Source organism: Gordonia sp. ABKF26 (genome assembly GCF_041103195.1).
Lineage (GTDB): Bacteria > Actinomycetota > Actinomycetes > Mycobacteriales > Mycobacteriaceae > Gordonia > Gordonia terrae.
Map to the genome: position 1 here is coordinate 1,429,674 of NZ_JBGCVZ010000003.1, position 25,590 is coordinate 1,455,263.

Sequence of the window (25,590 nt, forward strand, 5' to 3'; positions counted from 1 at the left end):
CTAACCGAGTGCCGCGGCGAGGGCGGCACCGAAACGGGCCACACCGAGGTCGATCTCCTCGGCGGTGACCACGAGGGCGGGAATGAGTCGCACGACGTTGGCCGCCGGACCGCACGTGAGCGAGAGCAGCCCCTGGGCGGTGGTGGCCTGCTGCACGGCGAGCGCGGCCGCCGCGTCGGGCGCGGTGTTCCCGGTGGCGTCGGTGGCGATGAACTCGATGCCGGCCATCAGTCCCAGGCCGCGGACGTCCCCGACGCCGGGGAAGGTGGCGCACACCTGCCGCAGGCCGGCGAGTAGCTGTTCACCGCGCATGCGGGCGTTCTCGACGAGGCCCTCGGACTCGATCACGTCGAGCGTGGCGATCGCGGCGGCCGCCGCCACGGCGTTGCCCCCGTACGTACCGCCCTGCGAGCCGGGCCAGGCCTTGCTCATCAACTCCGTCGGTGCCGCGATCGCCGAGATCGGGAATCCCGATGCCAGGCCCTTGGCGGTGATCAGGATGTCGGGTGTCAGGCCCGCCGCGTGCTGGTGACCCCAGAACTTGCCGGTGCGGCCGAATCCCGCCTGCACCTCGTCGAGGACGAGGAGGATGCCATGGCGGTCGGCGCGCTCCCGCAGACCCTGGAGGAAGCGCGGCGGGGTGGGCAGGTATCCACCGTCGCCGAGAACCGGTTCGATGAGGAAGGCGGCCGTGTCATTGGGTGCGACCCGCGACTGCAGCAGATAGTCGAGCTCGCGCAGCGCGAAATCGACGGCGGTGTCGGTGTCCCAGCCGTAGCGGTAGGCGTACGGGAACGGCGCCATGTGCACGCCGCTCATCAGCGGGGAGAAGCCTGCGGAGAAACGCGTCCCGGCGGTCGTCAGGCTGGCCGCCGCGACGGTACGGCCGTGGAAACCACCCTGGAACACGATGATGTTGGGTTTCGCGGTGGCCATCCGCGCCAGGCGGACGGCGGCTTCGACGGCCTCGGAACCGGAGTTCGCATAGAAGACCGAGTCGAGTCCGGCGGGCAGTACCGACCCGAGGCGCGCGGTGAGCTCGAGGAGCGGGGTGTGCATCACGGTGGTGTACTGCGCGTGGATGACCTTGGCGCACTGTGCCTGCGCGGCCGCGACGACGTGCGGGTGGCAGTGTCCGGTGCTGGTCACACCGATACCGGTGGTGAAGTCGAGATAGTCGCGACCGTCGGTGCCCCTTATCCACGAGCCAGCCGCGGTGTCGACGACCACGGGGGTCGCCTGCTTCAGCGCCGGGCTCAGCGACGCGGTCTGGCCGGAGCGGATCGGGGAGTCAACACTGGCGGTCATGGGTACACGGTGACGCTCGATCGTACGATTGTCAACAATTGGACATCAGTGCTGGTCATCAAGTGTGTCGAGGGCGGCGCTGAGGTCATGTAGCGCGTGCAGGGCCTGTTCCCACCGCGCGGGGTCGAGGACGGTCGCCAAGCGATCGGCCGCCTCGCGGTGCCCGGGGTTGATCGCCCGCACGGCGGCGAGTCCCGCTGCCGTGGGCGCGACGAGCTTGGCCCGGCGGTGGGCCGGATTGTCCCGGTATTCGGCCAGTCCGTCGGCGACGAGGAGGTCGGCGGTGCGCTGGACGCTCTGCCGCGTGATCCCCATCGCCCGTGCGATGCCCGCGACCGGTAGCGGCTCGTCGAGGACCGCGCCGAGCACCTGCCATCGCGTGGCGGTCAGCTCGGCGGGGGCGGCGAGGCGCTCGGCGAGGGCGAGGAACTGGCCGTTGAGGCGAAACGCGGTCAGTGCCGAGGCCGACAGCAGGTCCTGATGGTCTCTCACTGCTCGCCGGCCAGGGCGTAGAAGCCGCTGGGGTCCTGATGGCCGTAGAGCTGATACCAGGCGTCGAGAACCGGCGGTGTGTAGAGACCGAGCAGCGCGAAGACCTCGCGGGCGAAGTCGACGGGCGCTATCGCCGCGGCGGTGATCACCCCGCGATCGGTGACGGCGGGAGCGTCGACGTAGTGTGCGGCGCCCGCATATCCCGTGGGTGTGAGCTGCTCGGGCGCATTGCTGGTGTGGCGGCGGTCGTCGAGCAATCCGGCGCGCGCGAGTCCCAGTGTCGCGCCGCAGATCCCGGCGACCGGTGTCCCGGCGTCCGCCCACCGCCGGGCGGCGTCGACGAAGGCGTCGTTGGACTCCCAGAGCTGGGCGCCGGGCAGCAGCAGCATCGCGCTGTCCTCGGGTCCGATGGCGTCGAGTGTGGTGTCGGGCACCATCGTGACCCCGCCGATCGTGCGGATCGGCTCGGCGGACGCGCCGACGGTCACGATCCGGAACGATCCGGGTTCGGCCTGGTAGTCGGGGTTGTTGATGCCCGCAGCGACATAGCCGAACTCCCAGTCCGCGAGCGTCGGATACAGGGCGAGATGGACGGTTCTCATGATGCCTCCTCGTGAACGATAATGACAGCATCCTGTCATATATGACAGGATGCTGTCAATCGTCCGAGGTGTGCGTCAGTTGCGCAGGCGCTGCCCGCGCGAGGGTCGGCCGACGAGGGCAGGGGCCGTCTCCCGGATGACCATCAGGCAGCAGAGGCTGATCGCCATCAGGACCGCCGCATAGATCCCGACGGGAATCACGCTGCCGGTGGCACTGACGATCCGGTTCGCGATCATCGGGGCCAGCCCGCCGCCCAGCACCGCGCCGACCTGGAAGCCGATCCCGATGCCGCTGTAGCGCTGCGTGATCGGGAACAGCTCCGCGAAGGTCGTGAGCATCGGACCGTAGACGAAGCCGGTCAGGGCGAAGCCGATCGAGATGACCGTGATGCAGGCGGTCAGCGACCCGGATGCGGTGACCCAGAACAGGATCGGCGCGAACAGCAGTGAGGTGATCATGCCGAATCCGATCACCGTCTTGCGGCCCAGCCGGTCGGACAGGTAACTGCCGAGCACGACGGTCGCGGCATGACAGGCGAGCGCCAGCGTGCTGCCGAGGACCACCGGCGACCGCTCGAAGCCGCGTCCCGGATCGGTCTCGGTCAGGAAGGAGAGCATGAACGTGAACAACAGGAAGGCGTAACAGTTCTGCCCGACGTTGATCCCGGCGGCCAGGGCGACACGACGCCAGTTCTGCCGGAGCACGGCGAAGGCAGGCGGTGAGCTCTCCTCGGCCTGCTTGGACGCGACGAAGTCCGGTGTCTCGCTCACCCTCGATCGCGTCCACACCCCGATCGCCAGCACGACTCCGCCGATGAGGAAGGGGATGCGCCAGCCCCAGGCCAGGACCTGCTCCATCGGCATCAGCAGCACGAGTGCGAACGACAGGTTGGCCAGGATGCCGCCGACCGGCGAGCCCAGGGTGACGAAGCAGCCGTACAGGCCACGCCGGTGCGCCGGCGCGTGTTCGGCGGCGAGCAGGGCGGCGCCGCCGATCTCACCGCCTCGCGAGATGCCGTGCACCATGCGGAGGAAGACCAGGATGATCGGTGCCACGATCCCGATGGCCTGGTAGTCGGGGAGGATGCCCATCGCCAGCGTCGACCCGCCCATGAGCAGGAAGGCTGCGGTCAGCGCCTTGCGTCGGCCGAATTTGTCCCCGAAGTGTCCGAAGATCAGGGCGCCGATCGGCGCCATCACGAAACCGACCGCGAAGGTCGCGAATCCGAGGAAGGTGCCGAACCAGGGATCGTCGACGTTGAAGAAGATCTTGTTGAAGACCAGCGCCGTCGCGGTGCCGTAGATCGCGAAGTCGTAGAACTCCATGATCGTGCCGACGCCGGATGCGACGGCGACGCGGGTGGTCCGTTCCCGCCGGGGCTGCTCGGTGCTCGGTGCCGTCGGGTCGGGCGGTGCAGAATTGTCGAGAGTTACCACGGATCACTCCTCATCGGTGGGCGAACGGACCGTCGAGGCCGGCGTTCGTTGGCTGTACTCGTGGATGGATCGATTGTGTCGAACCCGCGCGACGCGGGGAATCGGGAAAAGCTCTACAACGCCGAGCTATTGGACGCGTTCGAGCGCGTTTCACCGCGCCACCGGGTCCGGCCCGGTGGCGGGGTGCGGGGATCGCCCGAGACGTCAGTCGGCCGTGCTGAACTCCTCATGGCGGGCGAGGCGTCCGACCGCGTCGAGGACACGGGCGAAATCGGCGATGCGCTGTGCCCGATAGTCGTCGACGGTCGACGGGTCGAACTCGTAAAAGCCTGCGCCGTCCGAGATCCCGCGGCGCCCGGACGTCATGTTCGTCTCGACCAGAGGCGCGGGTGCGAACCTCTCGCCGAGTTCGCGGCTCAGGTAGTTCGACGCGTGGAAGAGCGTGTCGCAGCCGCCCCAGTCGATGAACTCGAGCAGGCCGAGAACCGCGAAGCGCGAACCGAATCCGATGCGGACCGCGGTGTCGATGTCCTCGGCGCTGGCCACGCCCTCGGCCACCATGCGTGCGGCCTCGTTCATCACCAGCGCCTGGAGCCGGGGCACGATGTATCCGGGCGACGGCGCGCACACCACGGGCACCTTGCCGACCGCGAGCAGCAGCTCGCGGGTGGCGTCGACGGCCCCGGGACCCGTCGCCGTGCCGGGCGCCACCTCGACGAGCGGCATGAGATCGGCCGGATTCAGCCAGTGCGCGTTCAGGAAACGCGCCGGCGCCGACAATGCGCCGGCGAGTTCGTCGACGAGGAAGCTCGACGTGGTCGACGCGATGGGGACGGTGTCGCCGACCATCGCCTCGATCCACGCGAGCGCATCGCGTTTGATCCCGGCGACCTCCGGCACGGCTTCGAAGACGAGATCCGCCGCGGCCATCGGGGTGAGGGCGTCGACCTCGCCGACGACCGTCACCAGCGCGGCGACATCCTCGAGGTCCTCGACCGCGAGCAGGCCGAGCGTGACCTTGTGCGCCAGTGCCTGTCGGATCGACGCACGGACTCCCTCGAGGTAGGCCGCGGCGTCGGCGCCGCGGTCACGGAGGTCGACGACCGACACCGCGACGGTCCCGAAGGCCAGTGCCGCGGCGATGCCCTGGCCCATCCGGCCGGCGCCGACCACGGCGACGTGACGGCCCGTCACCGCGCCGGTCCGTCGTGGAGCAGTGCCCGCATGCCGGACGGGTCGAGTTCGGCCAACCCCAGGCTCTCCAGGGTCCGCCCGCCGGTCGCGGCGGGACGGCCGGTGACCGCGCCGGCCAGGGCGAGCAGACCGTCGGCCACCGGAGACGGCACCGACGCCCACCGCGCCACGGAACTCAGCAGCGCCAGCCCGATCTCGACGTCCTCGACCATGTAGCGGTGGGTGTGCAGGTCGATGTTCTCGCGCCAGTCGCCGCTGTCGGTGAGCTTCTCGTGGGCGGCGTTGCCGTACATCCACTCGTCGCCGTCGGCGGTGTAGTGGTCGGCGAGCGGGAAATGCGGTGCGGCATAGCCGAGCGCCTCGCGGACCGCGATGCGCTCGGCATCGAGCGCCGAGGTGACCCGCCGGATGGAGTCCTGGGTGCCCTCGTTGTGGATGTCCCACGACGGGAAGTGTTCCAGCGGACCGGCATTCATCAGGATGAGCGGCGGGTGGATGATCGGTCCGGCGTTCATCAGCGCGCCGCTGAGGGCGTCCTCGACGCGCTCGACGGCGGGGTAGACCTCGCCGAGGACCGCCAGCGCCCGGTCGGTGTGCCGCGCCGGGAAGACGCCGGTGGGCAGACGCGTGGCGTATCCGCTGACCACGACGCGGGTGTCGCCGTGCTTGCGTGCGAGGTAGGGCAGGGTCCCGGTTTCGGCGAACGCGACGTCGGCGGGGTTGCCCGCGGCGCGTACCGCCTGCGCGAAGACGATGGATCCGAAGCTGCCCGGCGGCAGATAGACGACCTGACCGTCGCGCAGATGCGGGGCGAGTTGCCGGGCGAGCGACTCGTGGGCGAACGCGGGAACCGGCGCGACGATGACCTCGGCGGTGGACACCGCCTCGGCGAGGTCGGTGACGATCGAGATGCCCCTGCCGTCACCGTTGTCGACGGTGATCTGCCTGCTGCCGCGATGGTCGTCGAGGTCGAGGGTTCCGCGCTCGACCAGCGACGAGAACGCCGCGCCGTCCCGCCGCCACCAGGTGACATGGTGGTCCTTCTCGCTGAGCTCGGCCGCGGCCGCATAAGAGCCGTGACCTCCGCCGATGATGCAGACCTTCACGAATCGTCCTCCTCGATCTCGGGCCGCCCGTGCGGCCACTGGGGTGTTGGGAGGAAACGTAGGAGCGCTGCCGCGGACTGTCCCGGCGTCTGCCGAAGACGAAAAAAGTTCACCTCGTGATGCAGGATTGTTGCGTGCCGGACGACCTCGATTATCAGATCGTTCACGCCCTGCAGGTCGCGCCGAGGGCGCCGTGGGGCGTCGTCGGCGACGTCGTGGGCGTGAGCGCGGCGACCGCGGCCCGCCGCTGGGAGCGGCTCGTCGACAGCGGTCTCGCCTGGATCGTCACCTATCCCGGGGCCGCGTACCTGAACACCCGCTGCAGCGCGTTCGTCGAGGTCCAGGCGTCGTCGCGGCGGGAGGCGCTCGTCGAGCGACTCGCGGGGGACCGACACGTGGCCACGATCCAGCGCACCGCAGGCGACGGCGACCTGCTGCTGACCGTGATGGTGCCCGACCTCGGCTTCCTCGGCGACTGGGTACAGCGCCTCGCCGAGACCGAGGGCGTCGCCCGGACCCGGACGAGGCTGGTGATGCGGGTCTTCGGCGAGAGCGAACGCTGGCGGGTGCACACGCTGTCCGACGCGGACGAATCGGTGCTCGTCGAGCACCGTCCCGAGCACCGCCCGCTGGCGCACGAACCCGACGAGATGGATCTGCGGCTCATCGCCGCACTGGCCGAGGACGGCCGACGCTCGGCGGTCGATCTGGCGGCCGCGAGCGGCCTGAGCGCACCGACCGTCCGACGCCGACTGACCGCACTCGTCGCCGAACGCGTCCTGTCGATCAGATGCGAGGTGGCCCATGTCATCAGCGGATGGCCCGTCACGGCGAACGTGTGGGCACGCGCGTCGTCGAGGTCGATCTCGGCGCTCGTCGACGCGCTCGACGAACTGCCCCAGGTGCGTGTCTGCTGCGAGGTCACGGGCACCGCGAACATCCTGATGGGCGTCTGGTTGCACACCGTCGGCGAACTGTCCGAGTTCGAGCAGCAGCTCGAGAGCCGGGTGCCGGGGCTCGTCGTCGCCGACCGTTCGGTCACCCTGGAGACCCCGAAGCGGCTGGGAACACTGCTGGACCGGTCGGGCTGCCGCACGGGCTCGGTTCCGGTGGTGCTGTGAGATGACCACGTCGACCTCGCTGCGCTTCGCCCTGTTGATCACCGCGGCCTGTGGCTTCCTCGACAGCTACACGTACCTGTCCCGGGGCGGGGTGTTCGCCAATGCCCAGACCGGAAACGTCATCCTCCTCGCGCTGAATCTGTCGGAGCGGCAATGGCATCAGGCGTCCGGTCATCTGTGGCCGATCCTCGCCTTTCTCGTCGGCGTCGTGCTCGCGGTGCACGTGAAGGCCGGCCGGCTCGACCGCCTGCTCGTCTATCCGATCCGGGTGACGATGGCGCTGCAGGTGGCGATCCTCGTGGTGATCGGCTTCGTCCCCACCTCGGTGCCGCATTCGTTCGTCACCATCCCCATCTCGTTCATCACGGCGATGCAGATCGAGTTGTTCCGCAACATCGGCGATCTCAACTACATCGCGGTGGCCACGACCGGGAATCTCATGCGGCTCGTGGAGGCCGGCTACGGGGTGACCGTCGACCGGTCGCCGGATGCGCGCAAGGCCCTCGCGGTCTACGGCCGCCTGGTGGGGGCGTTCGCGGGTGGCGCACTCGTCGGGGCGGTCTGCACCCAACTGTTGGGCGGTCGCGCCGCCTGGGTGCCCGCCGGTTTCCTCGCGGTGACGCTGCTGCTCTTCGTGATCGACGAACACACCGACCCGTCACCTACGGTGGGGTCATGACCCCGCATGCGCCCGTGGTTGCCCTGTTGATCTCCCCCGATGCCCCTCCGCCGGGGAACCTCGCCGAGATCGAGGAGCTCGCGACGGTACGGCTCTGCACGGCTGACGATCTGGGCTCCGCCCTGCCGGGTGCGGACGTCTTCGTGTTGTGGGACTTCTTCTCCCGCGGGCTCGCCGACCACTGGGGCGAGGCGACGGCATCGTTGCGCTGGGTGCACGTGTGTGCGGCCGGCGTCGACTCATTGCTCTTCGACGAGTTGCGGGCCTCGGACGTCGTGGTGACCAACGCGCACGGCGTCTTCGACCGGCCGATCGCGGAATTCGTCCTCGCCGCTGTCCTCGCGCGGCACAAGGGTATACACGAGTCGATGGCGTTGCAGCGCGACCATGAATGGCGGCACCGCGAGACCGTGGCGACCCACCGCACCTCCGCGCTCGTGATCGGCACCGGCGGGATCGGCCGCGCGACCGCGAAACTGCTACGCGCCGTGGGTGTACGGGTGACCGGGGCAGGCCGGACCGAACGCGCGTCGGACCCGGACTTCGGACACGTCGTCGCCACCGACGACCTCGCCGCGCACGTGGGCGACTTCGACACGGTCGTCGCGATCGCGCCGCTGACCGATCAGACCTCCGGAATGATCGACGAGACCGTGCTGGCGGCGATGAAGCCCGGCGCACACCTGGTCAACGTCGGACGCGGCGAGCTCGTCGACGAGCCGGCCCTGGTGCGGTCGCTCCGATCGGGACACCTGGGCGCGGCCACGCTCGACGTCTTCGCCACCGAGCCGCTGCCCGCCGACAGTGAACTGTGGGACCTGCCCGGGGTCGCGATCTCGGCACACATGAGCGGGGACGCCGTCGGGTGGCGCGATGCGCTGGCCGAGCAGGTCCTCGACAACCTCCGGCGCTACGTCGCCGCGGGCACCGAGGAGCCGGCCGACGTGCTGGTCAACGTCGTCGACAAGGAACGCGGGTACATCCGGGTAGGCGGATGACCTCACCGCGGGCCCGCCGATAGTAGGCTGTAGCGCGATGACCACCGTCTATTTCCTGATCGCCGCCGTGGCCCTACTGGGTGCGGGTGTCCTGTTGTGGCTCGACCGCCAGCGGTCGAGCGATGCGCGGCACCAGCGTGCGGTCTGGGGCGATGAACACGAGTTCAAGTTCCGTGAGTCGGATACCAAGCTGCGCAAGGTGTTTCGGCGCGCAACCATGAACGTGGGCGACCACATCCCGGTCCAGGACGTCGCATACGGACACTACGCCGGGGTGGAGGCCGTGGTCTTCGACCTCGCCGAGACCGCGACCGTGATCGCCGTCCGACGCTCTTCGCCGTCGCATGTCGTCGTCGACCTCCGGCACGAGGACGTCCTCGCCCCCGCCGAGGAGGACGTGGAATTGCTGGGTGCGATGGGCCCGCGTGTCATGTTCTCCAACAATCTCGACGTCGCCCGTCGGGTCTGCGACCGCCGGATGGTCGCGCTCGCCAACAAGGCGCCCGCGTTCGTCGAGGTCCTCTGGAACGAGGGCAACTGGGCGCTGGGCTCGATGCCGGTGACGAACGACCCGGCCAAGCTGAACACGGGTCTGGAGGTCGTTCGCCGATTCGCCGACCTGCTGCGAGTGCTGCCGCCGGTCCGGGAACCCGAGGACTCGCCCGATCCGCGCGACCCGCACGGACCCACGCGGGCCGAACTCGCCGACGAGAAGACCGAATCGTTGCGGGACAAGCGCAGGCGGCAGGCCCAGGGCGAGTCGCGGGCCGGCGGCTCCACGGCCGGCGCGTCGCAGCCGGCGGAGTCCGACAATCCGGCACCGACGCGCACACCCCCGTCACCGACCACCGGTGGCCGCCGGATGTCGCCGATGCCCGTCCGCGGGTCCGGCGCGACTTCCGACGAGGCACCTCGCCGGGACACGGGCGAGCGGCCCAACCGGCACCGCAACTGATCGCGCCCAGCACGCCACGCACCGGAGATCGTCGATCCCGGCACGTTCGACCGAGAGGGAAGTCGCATGTCCTCGTCCGCCCCGGTTCCCGCCGAGACCCCGCGGGTCGACCCGGCCGCGAAGGCACGGCTCGCCGAGCTCGTCCGTGAGCTCGCCGTCGTCCACGGCAAGGTGACGCTGTCGTCGGGTAAAGAGGCCGACTACTACGTCGACCTGCGCCGGGCGACGCTGCACCACGAGGCCTCGCGACTGATCGGCACGCTGATGCGGGAGCTGACCGCGGACTGGGAGTACGCCGCGGTCGGTGGCCTGACCCTCGGCGCGGATCCCGTGGCGACGTCGATCATGCACGCGGACGGCCGGTCGGTCGACGCGTTCGTCGTCCGCAAGGCAGCCAAGGCGCACGGCATGCAACGTCAGATCGAGGGGCCCGACATCGGCGGCCGCGACGTGCTCGTCGTCGAGGACACCAGCACGACCGGGGCCTCCCCGTCCACGGCTGTCGAAGCCGTCCGCGGTATCGGTGGCAACGTCGTCGGGGTGGCCACCGTCGTCGACCGCGCGACCGGCGCGGACGCGGTCATCACGGCCCTCGGCGTGCCGTACCGCTCCCTCCTCGACCTCGGCGATCTCGGGCTTGCCTGACGAGTCGGCCGGTCACGGCGGAGACGACGCCGCGGGACCCACCGAGTGGCAGACCGGGCCGGCCGTCGGGGTCGGGCCCTGGACCGTCGAGCATCCGGGCGAGCCCGTGCCCGAAGATCCGCGCCTCGACGCCGAGCTCCTCGCCCACGGGGACACCCGCAACGTCGTCGACGCGTATCGGTACTGGTCGCGAGAGGCGATCGTCGCCGACATCGACGCCCGGCGGCATCCATTCCACGTCGCCATCGAGAACTTCGCGCACGACGCCAACATCGGCACCGTGGTGCGCACCGCCAATGCCTTCGCGGTGGCCGCCGTCCACATCGTCGGACGGCGCCGCTGGAATCGCCGCGGAGCGATGGTGACCGACCGATACCAGCACCTGATGCACCACGAGACGGTGTCCGACCTGATCGCCTGGGCTCGGGACGCGCGACTCACCGTGGTGGCGGTGGACAACACGCCCGGTGCGCGGCCCCTCGAGACGGCGGATCTACCGCGCGACTGCGTGCTGCTGTTCGGTCAGGAGGGCCCGGGGGTCAGCGACGACGCGCAGCGCGAGGCCGATCTCACGGTGTCCATCGCCCAGTTCGGCTCGACGCGCAGCATCAACGCGGGCGTCGCCGCCGGAATCGCCATGCACGCGTGGGTCCGGCAGCACGCCGACCTCGACGCCGCGTGGTGACGGGCGGCTCAGAATCCTGCGGTGGGGTTGATCTCGGACCTCGGCAGCGCCGACGTGGGGACATTCCACTTGTCGAACAACCGCTGGTACTCGCCGCGGGCGATGAGGGTGTTGACCGCTTGACTGATCGCCCGGGCGACCGGGGAGTTCTTGGCCGTCACGAATCCGACGACGGTGGTGGAGTATTCGCCGAGGAACGTCGTCCCGGGCACCTTGTCGACGAGGTACCGCAGCGACAGGGTGGGGCCGAAGTAGGCGTCGACCTTGTTGTTCTGCAGGCTGAGAATGATCGCGCCCTGGTCGTCGAGGTACTGAACCGAGTAGGCGGGCTTGCCGTGTGTCGTGCACTCCTGCACGCCCTTCTCCAGGATCTGTTGGAAGGTGGTGCCGGATCCGGTCACGATCTTCTTGCCGCACAGGTCTTCCAGCGTCGTGACGGAGGTCAGACCGGACCCGGACGAGCCGACGAAGGCCTGTCCGTCATTGAGGTATGTGGCGAAGTCGACCACCTCGAGCCGAGACCTCGTCACACCGAAGTTGCCCTGCCCCACCTGATATCGGCCGTTCTGCACGCCGGGGATGATGGTCGAGAAGGTGCCGACCTCCTCGTTCCACGTCACGCCGAGGGCTTTGGCGACCGCGTTGCGCAGGTCGACGTCGAGGCCAACCGGGTTGCCCTCCGGGACCTCGCCCGCGTGCGGGAGGTTGTTGACCCCGGGCGCGCGGGTGAGGCCGAGGGTGAGCTCGCTGGTCCCCGGCGGCAGGAGGGCCTGCGCGGCGGGATCGACCGCCACCGACGACACCACGTCCTGGGTGGGGATCGCATAGCTCTCGCCGGCCGGGTCGGTCGAGCCACCGCATGCGCCGATCATCAGCGTCGCGGCTGCGATCAGAGGTAGGGCGAGCAGAGCGCGGCTGCGCATGGGTTCTCCTTGGCGTCGTCAGTGGTGTGGGAAGGTCAGCGCACGGCCGCGAGGAATTCGCGGGTGCGGGGGTGCTCGGCGGCGGCGAAAATGCGCTCGGGCGAACCGGTCTCGACGATCAGGCCGTCGTCCATGAAGATCACGGTGTCGGCGACATCGCGGGCGAAACCGATCTCGTGGGTGACGACGACAAGGGTCATTCCGGATTCGGCGAGGTCGCGGATGACGGCGAGGACCTCGCCCACCAGCTCGGGGTCGAGCGCGGAGGTCGGCTCGTCGAACAGGACGACGTCGGGTTGCATGGCGAGGGTGCGAGCGATGGCCACCCGCTGTTGCTGACCGCCGGACAGGTGCGACGGGTACGACTTCTCACGTCCCGCGAGGCCCACCCGGGCGAGCAACGCCCGCCCCCGCTCGTCCGCCTCGTCCGGTGAGGTGCCGGCCGCGAGCTGACCCTCGGTGCGGTTCTCCAGGACGGTGAAGTGCGGGAACAGGTTGAACTGCTGGAAGACCATGCCGATCCGGCGGCGTTGTCGAGCGACCTCACGGGGAGGCAGTTCGCGCAATACCGTCTCGCCGTTGCGTCGGCGCGTTTCGCGGTAACCGATGACGTCGCCGTGCACCCGCACATGACCGCGGTCGGGGCGCTCCAGATGGTTGACACACCGCAGCAGAGTGGACTTTCCGGACCCCGACGGTCCGAGCACGATGGCCACCTCCCCGGTGGCGACATCGAGGTCGATGCCGCGCAGAACCTCCCGGCCGCCGAAGGACTTCTCGAGGCCGCGGATCTCCACGGCGCTCATCGCGGCGTCCCGGGCAGACGCGGGCGCAGACGCGCGGCGTCGCGGAGGATGTCGGCGAACGGACGTGCGTCGCGTCGGCCTCGGGCGAAACGCCGCTCCACGAAGTACTGACCGATCGCCAGCAGCGAGGTGATCACGATGTACCAGATGGTGGCCACCAGCAGCAGCGGCATCACCTTGAAGTTCTGGTTGTAGACCAGCTGCACCGAATACAGCAGATCGGTCACGGCGATCACGCTGACCAGCGACGTCGACTTCAGCAAACCGATGAGCAGGTTGCCGGAGGCGGGGACGATCGCGGGCATCGCCTGGGGGAGGACGATGCGCCGGAAGATCCGGCTGGGAGCGAGCCCCAGCGAGCGGGCGGCCTCGGTCTGTCCGTCGTCGACCGAGACGAGTCCGCCGCGCACGATCTCGGCCGCGAACGCTGCCACGTCGATGGTCAGCGCGATGAAGGCTGCTGTCAGCGGACCGATGAGGTGAGTGGTGTCCACCGAGGTGAACTCGGGCCCGAACGGAATGCCCAGCGACAGGCGTGGATAGAGCGAAGCGAGCTGAAACCAGACCAGCAGCAGCACCAGTGGCGGCACCGACCGCACGATCCACACGAATCCGAACGAGATCGACTGGAGCAGCGGGCCGCCCCACAAGCGCATCGCCGCCAGTCCGATGCCGAGCACGAATCCGGCGGCGAACGTCACCGCGGTGAGCCACAGTGTGAGCCACAAGCCGCGCAGCACCGACTCCTGGGTGAAGTACTGCGCCACCGTGGGCCACTCGAAGCGCTCGTTGGTCACCAGTGTGTTGACGAACATCGCGCCCAGGACTACGGCCACCGTCGCTTCGACCCACCGCCCAGGGCGGCGACGGCCCACCAGACGCATCTGTGACGGGGCGGCGTCGAGCACGGGACCCGTCGCCGTGACGGTCGGAGTTGCCATGATCGGCGACGCTAAGCGCGCAGGCGCCCCGGCGGAAGGTTAAGAATCGAGCTGACGGGATGACTCGGCGCGCCGGCCGAGGGGCCGATCAGTTCTCGGCGGTCTGATTCTTCGCATCGTCGGACGCGGGCAGCGGAGCTTCTTCGACGACCTTCTTGCGCGAGCGCAGGATGCGCTTGCCGATCTCGGTGATGATCGGCAGAACCGAGATGAAGACGATGAACAGGAAGATGTAGTCGATGTTGTCGCGGATGAACTCGATCTGCCCCAGGAAGTATCCGAGCAGCGTGACACCCGCGCCCCAGGCGATCGCGCCGATGATGTTGTACGTGAGGAAGATCGGGTACCGCATCTTCGCGGCACCGGCGACCAGTGGCGCGTAGGTCCGCACGATGGGGACGAAGCGCGCGAGGATGATGGTCACCGGGCCGTGCTTCTCGAAGAACTCGTGCGCTTCCTCGATGTAGACCTGCTTCAAGATCTTCGCGTCCGGCCGGAACAGCGAATACCCCGCCTTCTTGCCGATCCAGTAGCCGACCTGGTCGCCGAGGAACGCCGCGATGGGGATCAGCACGAGGAGCACCCAGAGCGGTGCGAACGGTTCGATCTCCGCGGACTTCGCCGCCACGATGAGACCCGCGGTGAAGAGCAGCGAGTCGCCGGGGAGCAGCGGGAACAGCAGACCCGACTCGATGAACACGACCAGCAGGAGACCGGCCAGCATCCATGTGCCGAACGAGTTGAGCAGGTTCACCGGATCCAGGAATCCCGGCAGGAGCGCCAGGTTGGTGGTCGTGGTGGCAAGAGCGGAGTCGATCACGGGGACCCAGAGTACCTGCGGGTGCGTCGAGGACAGAATCTCACGGCTCCGCCATCGTCGTTTTCCAGCAGGTCCGGGCACGAATGGTGCCCGCGCCGGGCGATGTGGCACCTGCCATACTGGGGGGAGTCCGGCCGCGGGAAGTCCGGCTGCTCGCCACCGAAGCACCACTCGAGGCGAGAGAACCCGAACACCAGAGCACATCAACACCCTGGAGGATTCGTCGATGCCCATTGCAACCCCGGAGCAGTACGCCGAGATGTTCGACAAGGCGAAGAAGGGCGGTTACGCATTCCCCGCGATCAACTGCACCTCGTCGTCGACGATCAACGCCGCGATCAAGGGTTTCGCCGACGCAGGCAGTGACGGGATCATCCAGTTCTCGACCGGTGGCGCCGAGTTCGGGTCCGGCCAGGGTGTCAAGGACATGGTGACCGGCGCGGTCGCACTTGCCGAGTTCGCGCACGTCGTCGCGGCCAAGTACGACGTCCTCATCGGTCTGCACACCGACCACTGCCCCAAGGACAAGCTCGACACCTACGTCCGGCCGCTGCTGCAGATCTCGCAGGAGCGCGTCGACGCCGGCCGCAATCCGCTCTTCCAGTCGCACATGTGGGACGGCAGCGCCGTGCCGCTCGACGAGAACCTGGAGATCGCCAAGGAACTGCTGGCCAAGGCCGGTGCCGCCAACATCATCCTCGAGATCGAGATCGGCGTGGTCGGTGGCGAAGAGGACGGCGTCGAGAACGAGATCAACGACAAGCTGTTCACCACCCCCGAGGACTTCGAGAAGACCATCGAGGCGCTCGGTGCCAGCGACAGCGGCAACCGTTACCTGCTGGCCGCGACCTTCGGCAACGTGCACGGCGTCTACAAGCCGGGCAACGTCAAGCTGCGTCCCGATGTGCTCAACACCGGCCAGGAAGTGGCGACCAAGAAGCTGGGTCTGGCCGAGGGCGCCAAGCCGTTCGACTTCGTCTTCCATGGCGGTTCGGGCTCGCTGAAGAGCGAGATCGACGAGGCGCTGAGCTACGGCGTCATCAAGATGAACGTCGACACCGACACGCAGTACGCCTACACCCGCCCGGTCGCCGGCCACATGTTCGGCAACTACGACGGTGTGCTGAAGGTCGACGGCGACGTCGGCAACAAGAAGGTCTACGACCCGCGCAGCTGGTCGAAGAAGGCCGAGAGCAACATGAGCGAGCGCGTTGTCGAGGCGTGCAACGACCTCAAGTCCAACGGCAAGTCCCTGACCGCCTGACCGAGGTGATCAACCGCTGCCCGCACTCCGACGAGGGGTGCGGGCAGTGTTGTCCGTGCACTCAGGTGAGGGCGAGACCCACGACGACCGCGGCGGCGAGCGCGATCATGACCAGCGCCGCGATCACGACGGCCGGGTCGACGCGTGACCGGGTCCGTTGCGGTGGACCGACCTCGTAGGGACGGATCCGACTGGTGCGGACCCGGTTGTCCGGCCCGGGAGTCCGGCTGGGCGCCGTGCCCGCGGCCGACGCCGGTCGGGCCGGCGGCGTGAAGTATCCAGGTGCAGAACGGTCACCCGGGCCGGCCGGCGGCGGGCCGTACCGGTGTCCGTTCGTCACGTGGGGTTGCACACCTTCCAGTCGTCGCCGTCGCGCTGCAGGTTGAGGGTGACGGTCTCGGGCTGGTCGGGTGTGTTGGTGTGCACGGCGACGACCTCGACGACGGCCTGATTGCCGCCCTCGACGACCCGGACCGCGTTGATCGCCTGCGTCTGTACAAGCTCGTTGCGGGCGCGCTGCGCCTCGTAGGTCCGCTCGTACGCGGCATCGTCGAAGTCGCTGTAGAACGCGTTGAGCTCACCGCAGGTGACCGACCGCAGGGTCGAGAGGTCGCCCTCGTACAGCGCGGTCGTGTAGTCCATCGCGACGGTCGCGGCCTCGTCGGCCGGTGCTGGGCCGCGCAGGCTGTTGTAGGCGAAGATGCCGCCGACGACGGCCACGATCACCACCACGATCGCCGCCGCCGCGATCAGCAGGCCCTTGCCGCGCTTCTTCTTCTGCGACGCGGGGCCGCTTCCCGGGATGACCTGGGGTTCGCGGTCGGTCGTCGTCCACCCCGCGGTCGAGGCGGGAACGGCCGGCTCGGGGGTGGTCCGGACCTCGTCATCTGCCGTGGCGGGCTCGTCTCGGGCGGACGCGGCGGCCGCCGCAGGCGCAGCCGCGGGGATGACGGTCGTGGCGGCGTCCGGTTCGTCGGCCTTGCCGGCTTCGTCGGCCTTGTCGTCGGCTTCGGCGTCGTCTGCAGCGTCGGCCGTGTCGGTCTCGGGTGTGCCGGTGGTCCCGCCGGCGGGCACGACGATCGCCTCGGTGGGGGACTCTGCCTCTGCCTCGTCCGTCGCCGTCTCGTCTGTCGCCGTCTCGTCCGTCGCCGCCGCGTCTTCGGTCGGCTCGGTCTCGGTCGGCACCGCCTGCTCGTCCTCGATCGGCTCGGTCTCGATCGCCCCGGTTTCGGCGTCTGACTCGGCGGCCGGGACCTCGATTGCCTCGGTGGCGTCCCCGGCCTCGTCTGTCGCGGACTCGTCTATGGTCGACTCCGCGTCTGCAACGTCGTCGTCGGTCTCGGTCGTGCCGGCCGCCACGGCAGCCGCGCCGGCCGCTACGACACCCGCGCTGACCGCGGTACCCGTCGACGGGTCGGTGTCGTCCTCGGGGACCACCGGCTCAGCCGCCGCGTCGGTGTCGGAGTCCGCCTCGTCGTCCGACTCCGACTCCGGTTCCTCGGTCGATTCCGCTGCGGAGGACTCGGACTCGGACTCGGACGGCTCTGCCTCGGCGGCCTCGTCTGTCGGACCCTCCGCGTCGGTCTCGGATTCGGGCGAGGCTGCCTCGGGCTCCGGGGCCGTCGGGTCGATGTCGTCGAGGTCTTCGAGCCCCTCGGCGTCGGGGAGGTCCGACCGTCGGATGACCGTGGTCTTCGAATCGCTGGGCCCGAGGCGCTTCGGGGCGGCGGCGTCCTCGCTCGTGGCGTCGTCGGTCGCCGTCTCCTCGGTCGAGGCGGACTCGGATTCGTCGCTCAGCGGGTCGATGTCGTCGAGATCCTCGAGATCCTCGGCAGACGGGAGGCTGTCGCGATTGATCACCTGGGTGGCGCCGTCGATCCCGCGTCCACCCTTCGGCTTCGGTGCCGGGGACTTCTTCGCGGCGCCGGCCGCAGTGGACGCGTCTGTCGTGGACTCCGCTGCGGTCGCCTCGGTCCCGGTGGCCGTGTCCTCGGTGGCCTTGCCCTCGGCGGTCTCGTTCTGGGTGGAATCGTCCACAGCTGGCTCGCGGCCCTCTCTGCTGGTGCTGGGTGGCGTGGCGTCGGTGCCGGTCGGAACAGTATCGGGGGTCGGTCGGGCACCCGCCAGGCGAGCACGACGATCCTCCCGGACCTGTTTCAGGGTCGACAGAGCCCTGGTGACAGCAGCTCTCGGCCTCTCAGATCGCGCCATCGACTGATTCACCCCGCATTCCGCCATTGCACGACTTCGGTCCGGCCGCCCGACGACACCGGATCAGCGGGAGGGCAGCAGGACCGATTGCGCCATTCACCCTAGCGAATGGCCCGACAATCCAGCACTAGGGCGTTTGATCGAACGAAGGGTCCCCGGCGACACGATGCTTGAATAGAGGGCATGACGTCTTTCGGAGATCTTCTCGGCCCACAACCGGTTCTGCTCACCGGGGACGACGACGCCGAATCGGACCTGCTCAACGGCGCCGCCGCGGCGGAGGTCGCGGCCGCGCACCCGACCGCGTCGATCGCCTGGGCGTATCTGGCCGAGGCGGCTCTCGAGTCGTCGAAGGGCGCCGCGGCCGGCGGCGACATCGACACGCCCGCGGTGATCGCGGCCTATGCCTACGCGCGGACCGGTTATCACCGCGGCCTCGATCAGCTGCGCCGCCACGGCTGGAAGGGTTTCGGCCCGGTGCCGTGGAGTCATGAACCGAACCGCGGCTTCCTGCGGTGTGTCGGGGCGCTGGCCCGGGCCGCCGAACTGGTCGGCGAGGAGGACGAGCACCTGCGTTGCCTCGACCTGCTCAACGACAGCGATCCACGCGCGGCCGCCGAACTCGGCCTTGTGTGACGACACCGAGACGACCGGTCATCCCGGGATGACGTCCGCCTGATGGGATCGAGCTCCGCGAACCCGTCGTACCCGCGCCGGGTGTTCAACGCGATGCCCGCGCCGCTGAAGAATCGGCTGCGCAGGCTGCGTGTCTCGCTCGTCCCCATCGTGCAGTGCGCGCTCGCGGCGGGCGTCTCCTGGTGGATCGCGGTGGAAATCTTCATCCATCCCGACCCGTTCTTCGCCCCGATCGCCGCGGTGATCTCGCTCGGCCTCTCGCTGGGGCAGCGGTGGCGGCGCGCAGCCGAACTCGTCGGCGGCGTCGCGATCGGGATCCTCGTCGGCGACCTCTTCATCAGCCTGGTCGGTGAGGGGGCGTGGCAGATCATGATCGTCGTCGCCCTGGCGATGACGGTGGCGGTCTTCCTCGACGACGGTCCGCTCGTCCCCATGCAGGCGGCCTCGTCGGCCGCGCTGGTCGCGACGCTTCTCCCGCCCGGCGGGGTGGCGGGTTTCCATCGCGCGCTCGACGCGCTGATCGGTGGGCTGGTCGGCATCCTCGTGGGGGCGCTGCTGCCGGTGAACCCGGCGAGCCGGGCGCGCCGGGACGCGGCCGGGGTCCTCGCCACGGTTCGCGACGCCGCCCGCCAGCTGGCCACCGGACTCCGCGAGCGCGACGAGGAACTCATCGCGGCCGCACTCGAAGCCGGCCGCGGGACGCAGGCGGAGATCAACAAGATGCGGTCGGACATGACGGGCGGACGCGAGGTCACCCGGATCTCACCGCTCTACTGGGGTTCGCGGATGCGGTTGGACCGGATCTCGGCCACCGCCGACCCGATCGACAACGCCGTGCGCAATTTCCGGATCATCGCGCGGCGTTCGCTCGGCATGACCCAGCGGGGGGTGCCGGTGCTCCCCGAATTGATCGAGATCATCGACGATCTCGCCGGCGCCTTCGAGGTGCTGCGCGCGATGATGATGGCCGACCCCGGCGAGGAACCCGATCAGGCCGATGCGGCCAGGGTGATCCGCAGCATCGTGCGCAAGGCCCGGATCGACCTGGTCACCAACAGCGAGTTGTCGGAGGCTGCGCTGCTCGCGGAGATCCGCTCGCTGCTCGTCGACCTGCTGATGACGGCGGGTCTGCGAAGGTCCTCGGCGCTGGCGACCCTGCGGAGCTGACCGGCCTGTTGCCACATATGCGAAGTTCTGCATATATTGACCGGCATCATGGGGCATTCACATTCGCACTCGCACGCTCCCGCGGGCGGTGGGCAGCGGCGGCTCTGGCCGATGGTGCTGGCGGTCGGACTGATCGGCAGCTACTTCGTCGTCGAACTCGTCACCGGCATTCTGGTGAACTCGCTCGCGCTGATCGCCGACGCGGGACACATGCTGACCGACGTCGTCGCGCTCGTCATGGGGCTGATCGCGCTGTTGCTCGGCCGGCACGGGCGGATCACCGACACCCGTAGTTTCGGCTGGCACCGCGCCGAGGTGTTCACCGCGGTCGCCAATGCCGTGCTGTTGATGGGCGTCGCCGCGTTCGTGCTCTACGAAGCGGTGGAACGCATCGGCAGCGATCCGCAGGTCCCGGGACTCACGCTGATCGTCGTGGCCCTGATCGGTCTGCTGGTGAATCTCGGGGTCATGTTGCTGTTGCGCGCGGACGCCAAGGAGTCGATCGCGGTACGCGGCGCCTACCTCGAAGTCCTGGCCGACGCCGTCGGCAGCGTCGGTGTCCTGGTGGCCGGCATCGTCGCGATGACGACCGGATGGGGTTACGCCGACATCGTCGTCGCGGTGCTGATCGCGCTGTGGGTGGTCCCGCGCGCGGTGCGACTCGCGCTCGATGCGCTTCGCATCCTCAACCAGCAGGCGCCGGCCCACGTCGACGTCGAGGCGTTGCGGGCCGACCTGGCCGACATCCCCGTGGTCGACGACGTGCACGATCTCCATGTCTGGACGCTCACGACGGGGATGGACGTGGCCACCGTCCATCTCGGCAGCAGTCGCCCCAACGGTGAGGTGCTGCCCGCCGCGCAGGCCGTCCTGGCCCGGCACGGACTCGAGCACGCGACGGTGCAGATCGATCCCGACGACCACCAGCGACGATGTCGGGACGAGATGACCTGGTGACCGTGCGTCACTGCGTCGTGAATGTCGGTTATGCCTTACATTGCGGCGCATGGAACGACGCGACTTCCTCGCAGTTCTCGCCGCGGGGACCGTGGGGGCACTGACCTCCGGCTCGCTCACGGGCTGCGCGACGCCGGTCCCGGCGGCCGAGATCGAACCGGTCGAGGAGATCTCACCGGCGGCCGGCCAGGTCAGCACGGCACGAGCCCCGTCGTCGGTGCTGCTGCCACCTGCGGTCGGGTCTCGACGTCCGCTGCCCGCGGGGGCGATCACCGCGCTACCGGGACCCGGTCGGCATCTGGCGCTCACCGTCGACGACGGTGCGAGCTCGGAGGTGATCGGCGCCTATGTGAAGTTCGCGCAGGACACCGGCGCCCGATTCACCTTCTTCGTGACCGGCTCGTTCGACGGCTGGACCGACCACCGGGCCGACCTGCGACCTCTCGTCGAGTCCGGTCAGATCCAACTGGGCAATCACACGTGGAGTCATCCCGCGCTCACCGAGATGTCGTCGCGGGGAGTGGCCGACGAGCTCGGTCGGACGAAGCGTTTCCTGCGCAAGCAGTTCGGCGTCGACGGGACTCCTTTCTATCGACCGCCGTTCGGGTATCACAACCCCACCGTCGACGCGGTGGCCGCCGACCTCGGCTACACGGTGCCGACCCTCTGGTACGGCTCGCTGTCGGACTCCGGCCTGATCACCGAGAAGTATCTGATCCGCTGCGCGCGCAAGTACTTCCGCCCGCAGAGCATCGTCATCGGTCACGCCAATCACGATCCGGTGACCAAGGTGTACCCCGAACTCGTCGAGATCATCCGGAATCGCCGGCTGCGCATGGTGACTCTGGACGACTTCTTCGTCGCGGCCCGATGACTGCTCGGCCGCGCATTCTCCTGCCCTGACCGGCGACGGTTGCACACGGCCGCAACTTTTCGCTCACCCTGATTCGTAGTCGCCGGATCGGGACGTCGCGTCGTTACCGTGTGTCGGTCATGGCTACCACCACACTCACAGCACCTGCCCCGGCCGGCGAGACCGAAGCCGAGCGGCGCAAGCGGCTCCGGACCGTCGTCGCGGCGAGTCTTCTCGGCACGACCGTCGAGTGGTACGACTTCTTCCTCTATGCGACCGCGGCCAGCCTGGTGTTCAACCAGCTCTTCTTCCCCGACCAGAGTTCGTTCGTCGGAACCCTGCTGTCCTTCGCGACCTTCGCGGTGGGCTTCGTGGTGCGCCCGATCGGCGGAATCGTGTTCGGGCACATCGGCGATCGCATCGGCCGCAAGCGCACGCTCGCGATCACGATGGTGATGATGGGCGTCGCGACCGCGCTCATGGGTGTACTCCCGACCGCGGCGTCGGTCGGGGTGCTCGCCCCGATCCTGTTGCTGCTCTTGCGCATCGTTCAGGGGTTCGCGCTGGGCGGGGAGTGGGCGGGCGCCGTCCTGCTGTCGGTCGAGCACAGCCCCGACGGCAAACGCGGTCTGTTCGGGAGCATCCCGCAAATCGGCCTGGCACTCGGACTCGCCTTGGGCACAGGTGTGTTCGCCCTGCTGCAGGTGGCGCTCGACGATCAGGCCTTCCTGACCTACGGCTGGCGTATCGCGTTCCTGGTGAGCATCGTGCTGGTGGTCATCGGGTTCGTCGTACGCCTCAAGGTCGACGAGACGCCGGCCTTCGCCGAGGTCGCCGAACTCGCGAAGAAGTCCACGGCACCGCTGCGCGACGTCGTGGTCCCGCCGAACACGCGCAACACCGTCCTCGGCCTCCTCGCCCGGTGGGGTGAGGGATCGGCCTTCAACACCTGGGGCGTCTTCGCGATCGCCTACGCGACCACCGAACTCGACATGGAAAAGGTCCCGGTCCTGGTGGCCGTGACGATCGCATCGCTGGTCATGGCGGCTCTGTTGCCGTTCTCCGGACTGCTCACCGACCGCTACGGCGCCAAGACGATCTATCTGGTCGGGATCACCGCCTACGGCGTCGCGGTCTACCCGGTGTTCGTGCTGTTCGGGACGTCGAATCTGCTGTGGTTCACCGTCGGGCTGGTGATCGTCTTCGGCGTGATCCATGCACTGTTCTACGGCGCGCAGGGCACATTGTTCGCGAGTCTGTACCCGACCCCGGTGCGCTACACCGGTCTGTCGGTCGTCTACCAGTTCTCCGGGATCTACGCATCGGGTCTGACGCCGCTCATCCTCACCGCGCTGATCGGCGCGGCGAGTGGGTCGCCGTGGCTCGCAGCCGGATACCTGGTGCTCACCGCGATCATCAGCGTCGTGGCGACCGCCCTCATCCGACGCGACGACCTCCACCTCACGACGGGGCCGGAGGCGCTGCCCGTCAGGGACGTACGAGCAGCAGATCGGTGACGTGTCGGTAGAACGTCGACCGCTTCAGGACGCGTGGGTTCACCACCCCTTCGCGTTCGACGACGACGTTGGTGCCCCCGGTCTGGCAGGCCCGTCCGGCGAACCACTTGCCCGGCAACAACATCCGCTCCACCTGTGCGCGCAGCCCGGGCGCGGTGAGGGTCGGCTCGATGAGCACGGAACGCACCTCGCCGTCGAACAGGCGCTCGTTGTCGACGTAGGTCTCGCCGTGCAGCTTCGCGCCCTCGGCACCCAGGTGGCGGGCGCTGCCGACCACGACCGTCGCGGCGTCGTCGCGGATGAGCGGTACCGCGACCGCGGTGCCGTGCTCGGCCAGGTCGCGTGCCGCCGGCCCGTGCGGCAACCCGTAGCGGCGCGTCGCCGGGGTGGCCTCGGCGGAGACGTACGCGACCTCGACGTCGAGTCGTTCGGTGACCATCAGTGCGGCGAGCACCTGGGACAGGAAGATGTCGTTCTCGTGGGCCACGGTGGGCGCGAACCGCTCGGCGACGCGCGGCTCGACGACGAGGCGGGAGACGTCGGGATCGGCCAGGGCATCGGCGACCGCGGCGCGGACGGCCTTCTTGTCGTCGGCGCGGCTGGTCTGGGTCAGAAGGGCAAACGGCACGCGGATAGCGTATCGAGCGCGCCGACCCAGTAGTGTTGGTCAGGTTTGGTCCCAAGCGCGCCACACAAAGGAGTACCGGACATGGCCGCGATCGTGCTTATCGGAGCCCAGTGGGGTGACGAGGGCAAAGGCAAAGCGACCGACCTCCTCGGAGGCCGGATCAACTGGGTTGTCCGCTATCAGGGCGGCAACAACGCCGGGCACACCGTCGTACTCCCCAACGGGGAAACCTTCGCGCTGCACCTCATCCCGTCCGGCATCCTGACGCCCGGTGTGCAGAACGTGATCGGCAACGGCGTCGTCGTCGACCCCGGCGTGCTGCTCACCGAACTCGGTGGCCTCGAGGACCGCGACGTCGACACCTCCGGCCTCCTGATCTCCGCCGACGCGCACCTGCTCATGCCGTACCACGTCGCGATCGACAAGGTCACCGAGCGGTTCCTGGGCAACAAGAAGATCGGGACCACCGGTCGCGGCATCGGCCCTTGCTACCAGGACAAGATCGCCCGCGTCGGTGTGCGCGTCGCCGACGTCCTCGACGAGAAGATCCTCACCCAGAAGGTCGAGGCCGCGCTCGAGCTGAAGAACCAGATCCTGGTCAAGATCTACAACCGCAAGGCTCTCGACCCGGCGCAGGTCGTCGACGAGGTCCTCGGGCAGGCCGAGGGTTTCAAGCACCGCATCTCCGACACCCGCCTGCTGCTGAACCAGGCCCTGGAGAACGGCGAGACGGTGCTGCTGGAGGGTTCGCAGGGCACCCTGCTCGACGTCGACCACGGCACCTATCCGTATGTGACGTCGTCGAACCCGACGGCCGGCGGTGCCGCGGTGGGCGCCGGAATCGGTCCCAACAAGATCACCACCGTCCTCGGCATCCTGAAGGCCTACACCACGCGCGTGGGATCGGGACCGTTCCCCACCGAGCTCTTCGACGAGTGGGGCGCGTACCTGGCCAAGACCGGCGGCGAGGTGGGCGTGACCACCGGACGTGCCCGCCGCTGCGGCTGGTTCGACGCCGTGATCGCCCGTTACGCGACCCGCGTCAACGGCATCACCGACTACTTCCTCACCAAGCTCGACGTCCTCTCCAGCCTCGACACCGTGCCGATCTGTGTGGCCTACGAAGTCGACGGCGAACGTGTCGAGGAGATGCCGATGACGCAGACCGGCTTCCACCACGCGAAGCCGATCTACGAGGAGATGCCCGGCTGGTGGGAGGACATCTCCCAGTGCAAGACCTTCGAGGAGCTGCCCCAGAACGCGCAGAACTACATCCTGCGGCTCGAAGAGCTCTCGGGTGCGCACATCTCGTGCGTGGGCGTCGGTCCGGGCCGGGATCAGACGATCGTGCGGCGCGAGATCGTCTGACCCTTCGAGACGCTTCGCTCCTCAGGGGGCAGGGTGGTGCGCTTCGCTCCTCAGGGGGCAGGGTGGTGCGCTTCGCTCCTCAGGGGGCAGGGTGGTGCGCTTCGCTCCTCAGGGGGCAGGGTGGTGCGCTTCGCTCCTCAGGGGGCAGGGTGGTGCGCTTCGCTCCTCAGGGGGCGGCAGGGGGTGTTCCTGCTCAGGGGCAGGGGGCTCCCGCTCAGGGGCGGGGTGACGCTCCGGAAGTGGCTCCGCGAAGCTCATCGCGGATCCGGGCACGGCT

At 68.9% G+C, this 25,590-nt stretch carries 26 protein-coding genes; 13 read left to right on the top strand and 13 right to left on the bottom strand.

The window, feature by feature from the left end:
* From AB4Z55_RS07025 to AB4Z55_RS07050, 6 genes are all read right to left on the bottom strand, one after another.
* Window positions 1-1,308 carry an aspartate aminotransferase family protein gene (locus AB4Z55_RS07025; protein WP_369519467.1) on the bottom strand — a complete coding sequence of 436 codons (1,308 nt, stop codon included), beginning with the start codon at window positions 1,306-1,308 and terminating at the stop codon, window positions 1-3.
* Between the two features lie 45 nt (window positions 1,309-1,353).
* Window positions 1,354-1,800, bottom strand: a complete 447-nt coding sequence (locus AB4Z55_RS07030) for a MarR family winged helix-turn-helix transcriptional regulator (protein ID WP_239403829.1) — start codon at window positions 1,798-1,800, stop codon at window positions 1,354-1,356.
* A complete protein-coding gene (locus AB4Z55_RS07035) occupies window positions 1,797-2,402 on the bottom strand; it encodes a DJ-1/PfpI family protein (RefSeq protein WP_369519468.1) in 606 nt (201 codons plus the stop codon). The genes AB4Z55_RS07030 and AB4Z55_RS07035 overlap by 4 nt, the downstream gene beginning before the upstream one ends.
* Window positions 2,403-2,477: 75 nt before the next feature.
* A complete protein-coding gene (locus AB4Z55_RS07040; RefSeq protein WP_004021331.1) occupies window positions 2,478-3,839 on the bottom strand; it encodes an MFS transporter in 1,362 nt (453 codons plus the stop codon).
* Between the two features lie 204 nt (window positions 3,840-4,043).
* Window positions 4,044-5,033: a 3-hydroxybutyryl-CoA dehydrogenase gene (locus AB4Z55_RS07045; RefSeq protein ID WP_369519469.1), complete on the bottom strand. Its 990-nt coding sequence runs from the start codon at window positions 5,031-5,033 to the stop codon at window positions 4,044-4,046.
* Complete coding sequence (locus AB4Z55_RS07050) at window positions 5,030-6,139, bottom strand: NAD/NADP-dependent octopine/nopaline dehydrogenase family protein (RefSeq protein ID WP_004021333.1); 1,110 nt, start codon at window positions 6,137-6,139, stop codon at window positions 5,030-5,032. Before AB4Z55_RS07050 ends, AB4Z55_RS07045 begins: the two co-directional genes overlap by 4 nt.
* 134 nt (window positions 6,140-6,273) lie before the next feature.
* Between AB4Z55_RS07050 and AB4Z55_RS07055 the strand changes: the two genes are divergently transcribed.
* The 6 genes from AB4Z55_RS07055 (at window position 6,274) to AB4Z55_RS07080 (ending at window position 11,222) form a co-directional block, all read left to right on the top strand.
* The gene (locus AB4Z55_RS07055; protein WP_064569944.1) at window positions 6,274-7,260 is read left to right on the top strand and encodes an Lrp/AsnC family transcriptional regulator; all 987 of its coding nucleotides are present in this window, start codon (window positions 6,274-6,276) and stop codon (window positions 7,258-7,260) included.
* A 1-nt stretch (window position 7,261) separates the two neighbouring features.
* Entirely contained in the window at window positions 7,262-7,939 is a 678-nt protein-coding gene (locus AB4Z55_RS07060) for a YoaK family protein (protein ID WP_004021335.1), read from the top strand.
* The gene (locus AB4Z55_RS07065; protein ID WP_369519470.1) at window positions 7,936-8,937 is read left to right on the top strand and encodes a D-2-hydroxyacid dehydrogenase; all 1,002 of its coding nucleotides are present in this window, start codon (window positions 7,936-7,938) and stop codon (window positions 8,935-8,937) included. The genes AB4Z55_RS07060 and AB4Z55_RS07065 overlap by 4 nt, the downstream gene beginning before the upstream one ends.
* A 37-nt stretch (window positions 8,938-8,974) precedes the next feature.
* Window positions 8,975-9,892, top strand: a complete 918-nt coding sequence (locus AB4Z55_RS07070) for a hypothetical protein (RefSeq protein ID WP_239403822.1) — start codon at window positions 8,975-8,977, stop codon at window positions 9,890-9,892.
* Window positions 9,893-9,958: 66 nt separating this feature from the next.
* The gene (pyrE, locus tag AB4Z55_RS07075) at window positions 9,959-10,537 is read left to right on the top strand and encodes an orotate phosphoribosyltransferase (protein WP_369519471.1); all 579 of its coding nucleotides are present in this window, start codon (window positions 9,959-9,961) and stop codon (window positions 10,535-10,537) included.
* Complete coding sequence (locus AB4Z55_RS07080) at window positions 10,530-11,222, top strand: TrmH family RNA methyltransferase (RefSeq protein ID WP_369519472.1); 693 nt, start codon at window positions 10,530-10,532, stop codon at window positions 11,220-11,222. Before pyrE ends, AB4Z55_RS07080 begins: the two co-directional genes overlap by 8 nt.
* A gap of 8 nt (window positions 11,223-11,230) precedes the next feature.
* Here the strand turns inward: AB4Z55_RS07080 and AB4Z55_RS07085 are convergent, their stop codons facing one another.
* From AB4Z55_RS07085 to AB4Z55_RS07100, 4 genes are all read right to left on the bottom strand, one after another.
* Window positions 11,231-12,145 carry an ABC transporter substrate-binding protein gene (locus tag AB4Z55_RS07085; protein ID WP_004021340.1) on the bottom strand — a complete coding sequence of 305 codons (915 nt, stop codon included), beginning with the start codon at window positions 12,143-12,145 and terminating at the stop codon, window positions 11,231-11,233.
* A 35-nt stretch (window positions 12,146-12,180) separates the two neighbouring features.
* Window positions 12,181-12,951 (bottom strand): amino acid ABC transporter ATP-binding protein, encoded by a 771-nt coding sequence (locus AB4Z55_RS07090; protein ID WP_369519473.1) that lies wholly within the window; start codon window positions 12,949-12,951, stop codon window positions 12,181-12,183.
* Window positions 12,948-13,892, bottom strand: coding sequence for an amino acid ABC transporter permease (locus tag AB4Z55_RS07095; RefSeq protein ID WP_369519474.1), 945 nt, complete (start codon window positions 13,890-13,892; stop codon window positions 12,948-12,950). The genes AB4Z55_RS07090 and AB4Z55_RS07095 overlap by 4 nt, the downstream gene beginning before the upstream one ends.
* 88 nt (window positions 13,893-13,980) lie before the next feature.
* Window positions 13,981-14,712, bottom strand: coding sequence for a VTT domain-containing protein (locus AB4Z55_RS07100; RefSeq protein ID WP_239403816.1), 732 nt, complete (start codon window positions 14,710-14,712; stop codon window positions 13,981-13,983).
* Window positions 14,713-14,938: 226 nt separating this feature from the next.
* Between AB4Z55_RS07100 and fbaA the strand changes: the two genes are divergently transcribed.
* A complete protein-coding gene (gene fbaA, locus AB4Z55_RS07105; RefSeq protein WP_004021344.1) occupies window positions 14,939-15,976 on the top strand; it encodes a class II fructose-bisphosphate aldolase in 1,038 nt (345 codons plus the stop codon).
* A gap of 61 nt (window positions 15,977-16,037) precedes the next feature.
* Here the strand turns inward: fbaA and AB4Z55_RS07110 are convergent, their stop codons facing one another.
* Complete coding sequence (locus AB4Z55_RS07110; RefSeq protein WP_369519475.1) at window positions 16,038-16,316, bottom strand: hypothetical protein; 279 nt, start codon at window positions 16,314-16,316, stop codon at window positions 16,038-16,040.
* A complete protein-coding gene (locus AB4Z55_RS07115; RefSeq protein WP_369519476.1) occupies window positions 16,313-18,013 on the bottom strand; it encodes a hypothetical protein in 1,701 nt (566 codons plus the stop codon). Before AB4Z55_RS07115 ends, AB4Z55_RS07110 begins: the two co-directional genes overlap by 4 nt.
* Before the next feature lie 357 nt (window positions 18,014-18,370).
* Between AB4Z55_RS07115 and AB4Z55_RS07120 the strand changes: the two genes are divergently transcribed.
* The 5 genes from AB4Z55_RS07120 to AB4Z55_RS07140 all read left to right on the top strand — a co-directional run bounded on the left by AB4Z55_RS07120 (window position 18,371) and on the right by AB4Z55_RS07140 (window position 23,317).
* Window positions 18,371-18,823, top strand: coding sequence for a DUF3151 domain-containing protein (locus tag AB4Z55_RS07120; RefSeq protein ID WP_101819770.1), 453 nt, complete (start codon window positions 18,371-18,373; stop codon window positions 18,821-18,823).
* Window positions 18,824-18,865: 42 nt separating this feature from the next.
* Window positions 18,866-19,990, top strand: coding sequence for an aromatic acid exporter family protein (locus AB4Z55_RS07125; protein ID WP_101819771.1), 1,125 nt, complete (start codon window positions 18,866-18,868; stop codon window positions 19,988-19,990).
* Window positions 19,991-20,038: 48 nt separating this feature from the next.
* The gene (locus AB4Z55_RS07130) at window positions 20,039-20,947 is read left to right on the top strand and encodes a cation diffusion facilitator family transporter (RefSeq protein ID WP_033206121.1); all 909 of its coding nucleotides are present in this window, start codon (window positions 20,039-20,041) and stop codon (window positions 20,945-20,947) included.
* A 49-nt stretch (window positions 20,948-20,996) separates the two neighbouring features.
* A complete protein-coding gene (locus tag AB4Z55_RS07135; RefSeq protein ID WP_369519477.1) occupies window positions 20,997-21,821 on the top strand; it encodes a polysaccharide deacetylase family protein in 825 nt (274 codons plus the stop codon).
* A 119-nt stretch (window positions 21,822-21,940) separates the two neighbouring features.
* A complete protein-coding gene (locus AB4Z55_RS07140) occupies window positions 21,941-23,317 on the top strand; it encodes an MFS transporter (protein ID WP_101819875.1) in 1,377 nt (458 codons plus the stop codon).
* Here AB4Z55_RS07140 and AB4Z55_RS07145 read toward each other — a convergent pair.
* A complete protein-coding gene (locus AB4Z55_RS07145; protein ID WP_239403811.1) occupies window positions 23,289-23,945 on the bottom strand; it encodes a hypothetical protein in 657 nt (218 codons plus the stop codon). The genes AB4Z55_RS07140 and AB4Z55_RS07145 overlap by 29 nt on opposite strands.
* Before the next feature lie 81 nt (window positions 23,946-24,026).
* Between AB4Z55_RS07145 and AB4Z55_RS07150 the strand changes: the two genes are divergently transcribed.
* On the top strand, window positions 24,027-25,313 hold the full coding sequence (locus AB4Z55_RS07150) for an adenylosuccinate synthase (protein ID WP_004020756.1): 1,287 nt from the start codon (window positions 24,027-24,029) through the stop codon (window positions 25,311-25,313).
* Window positions 25,314-25,590: the final 277 nt, after the last annotated feature.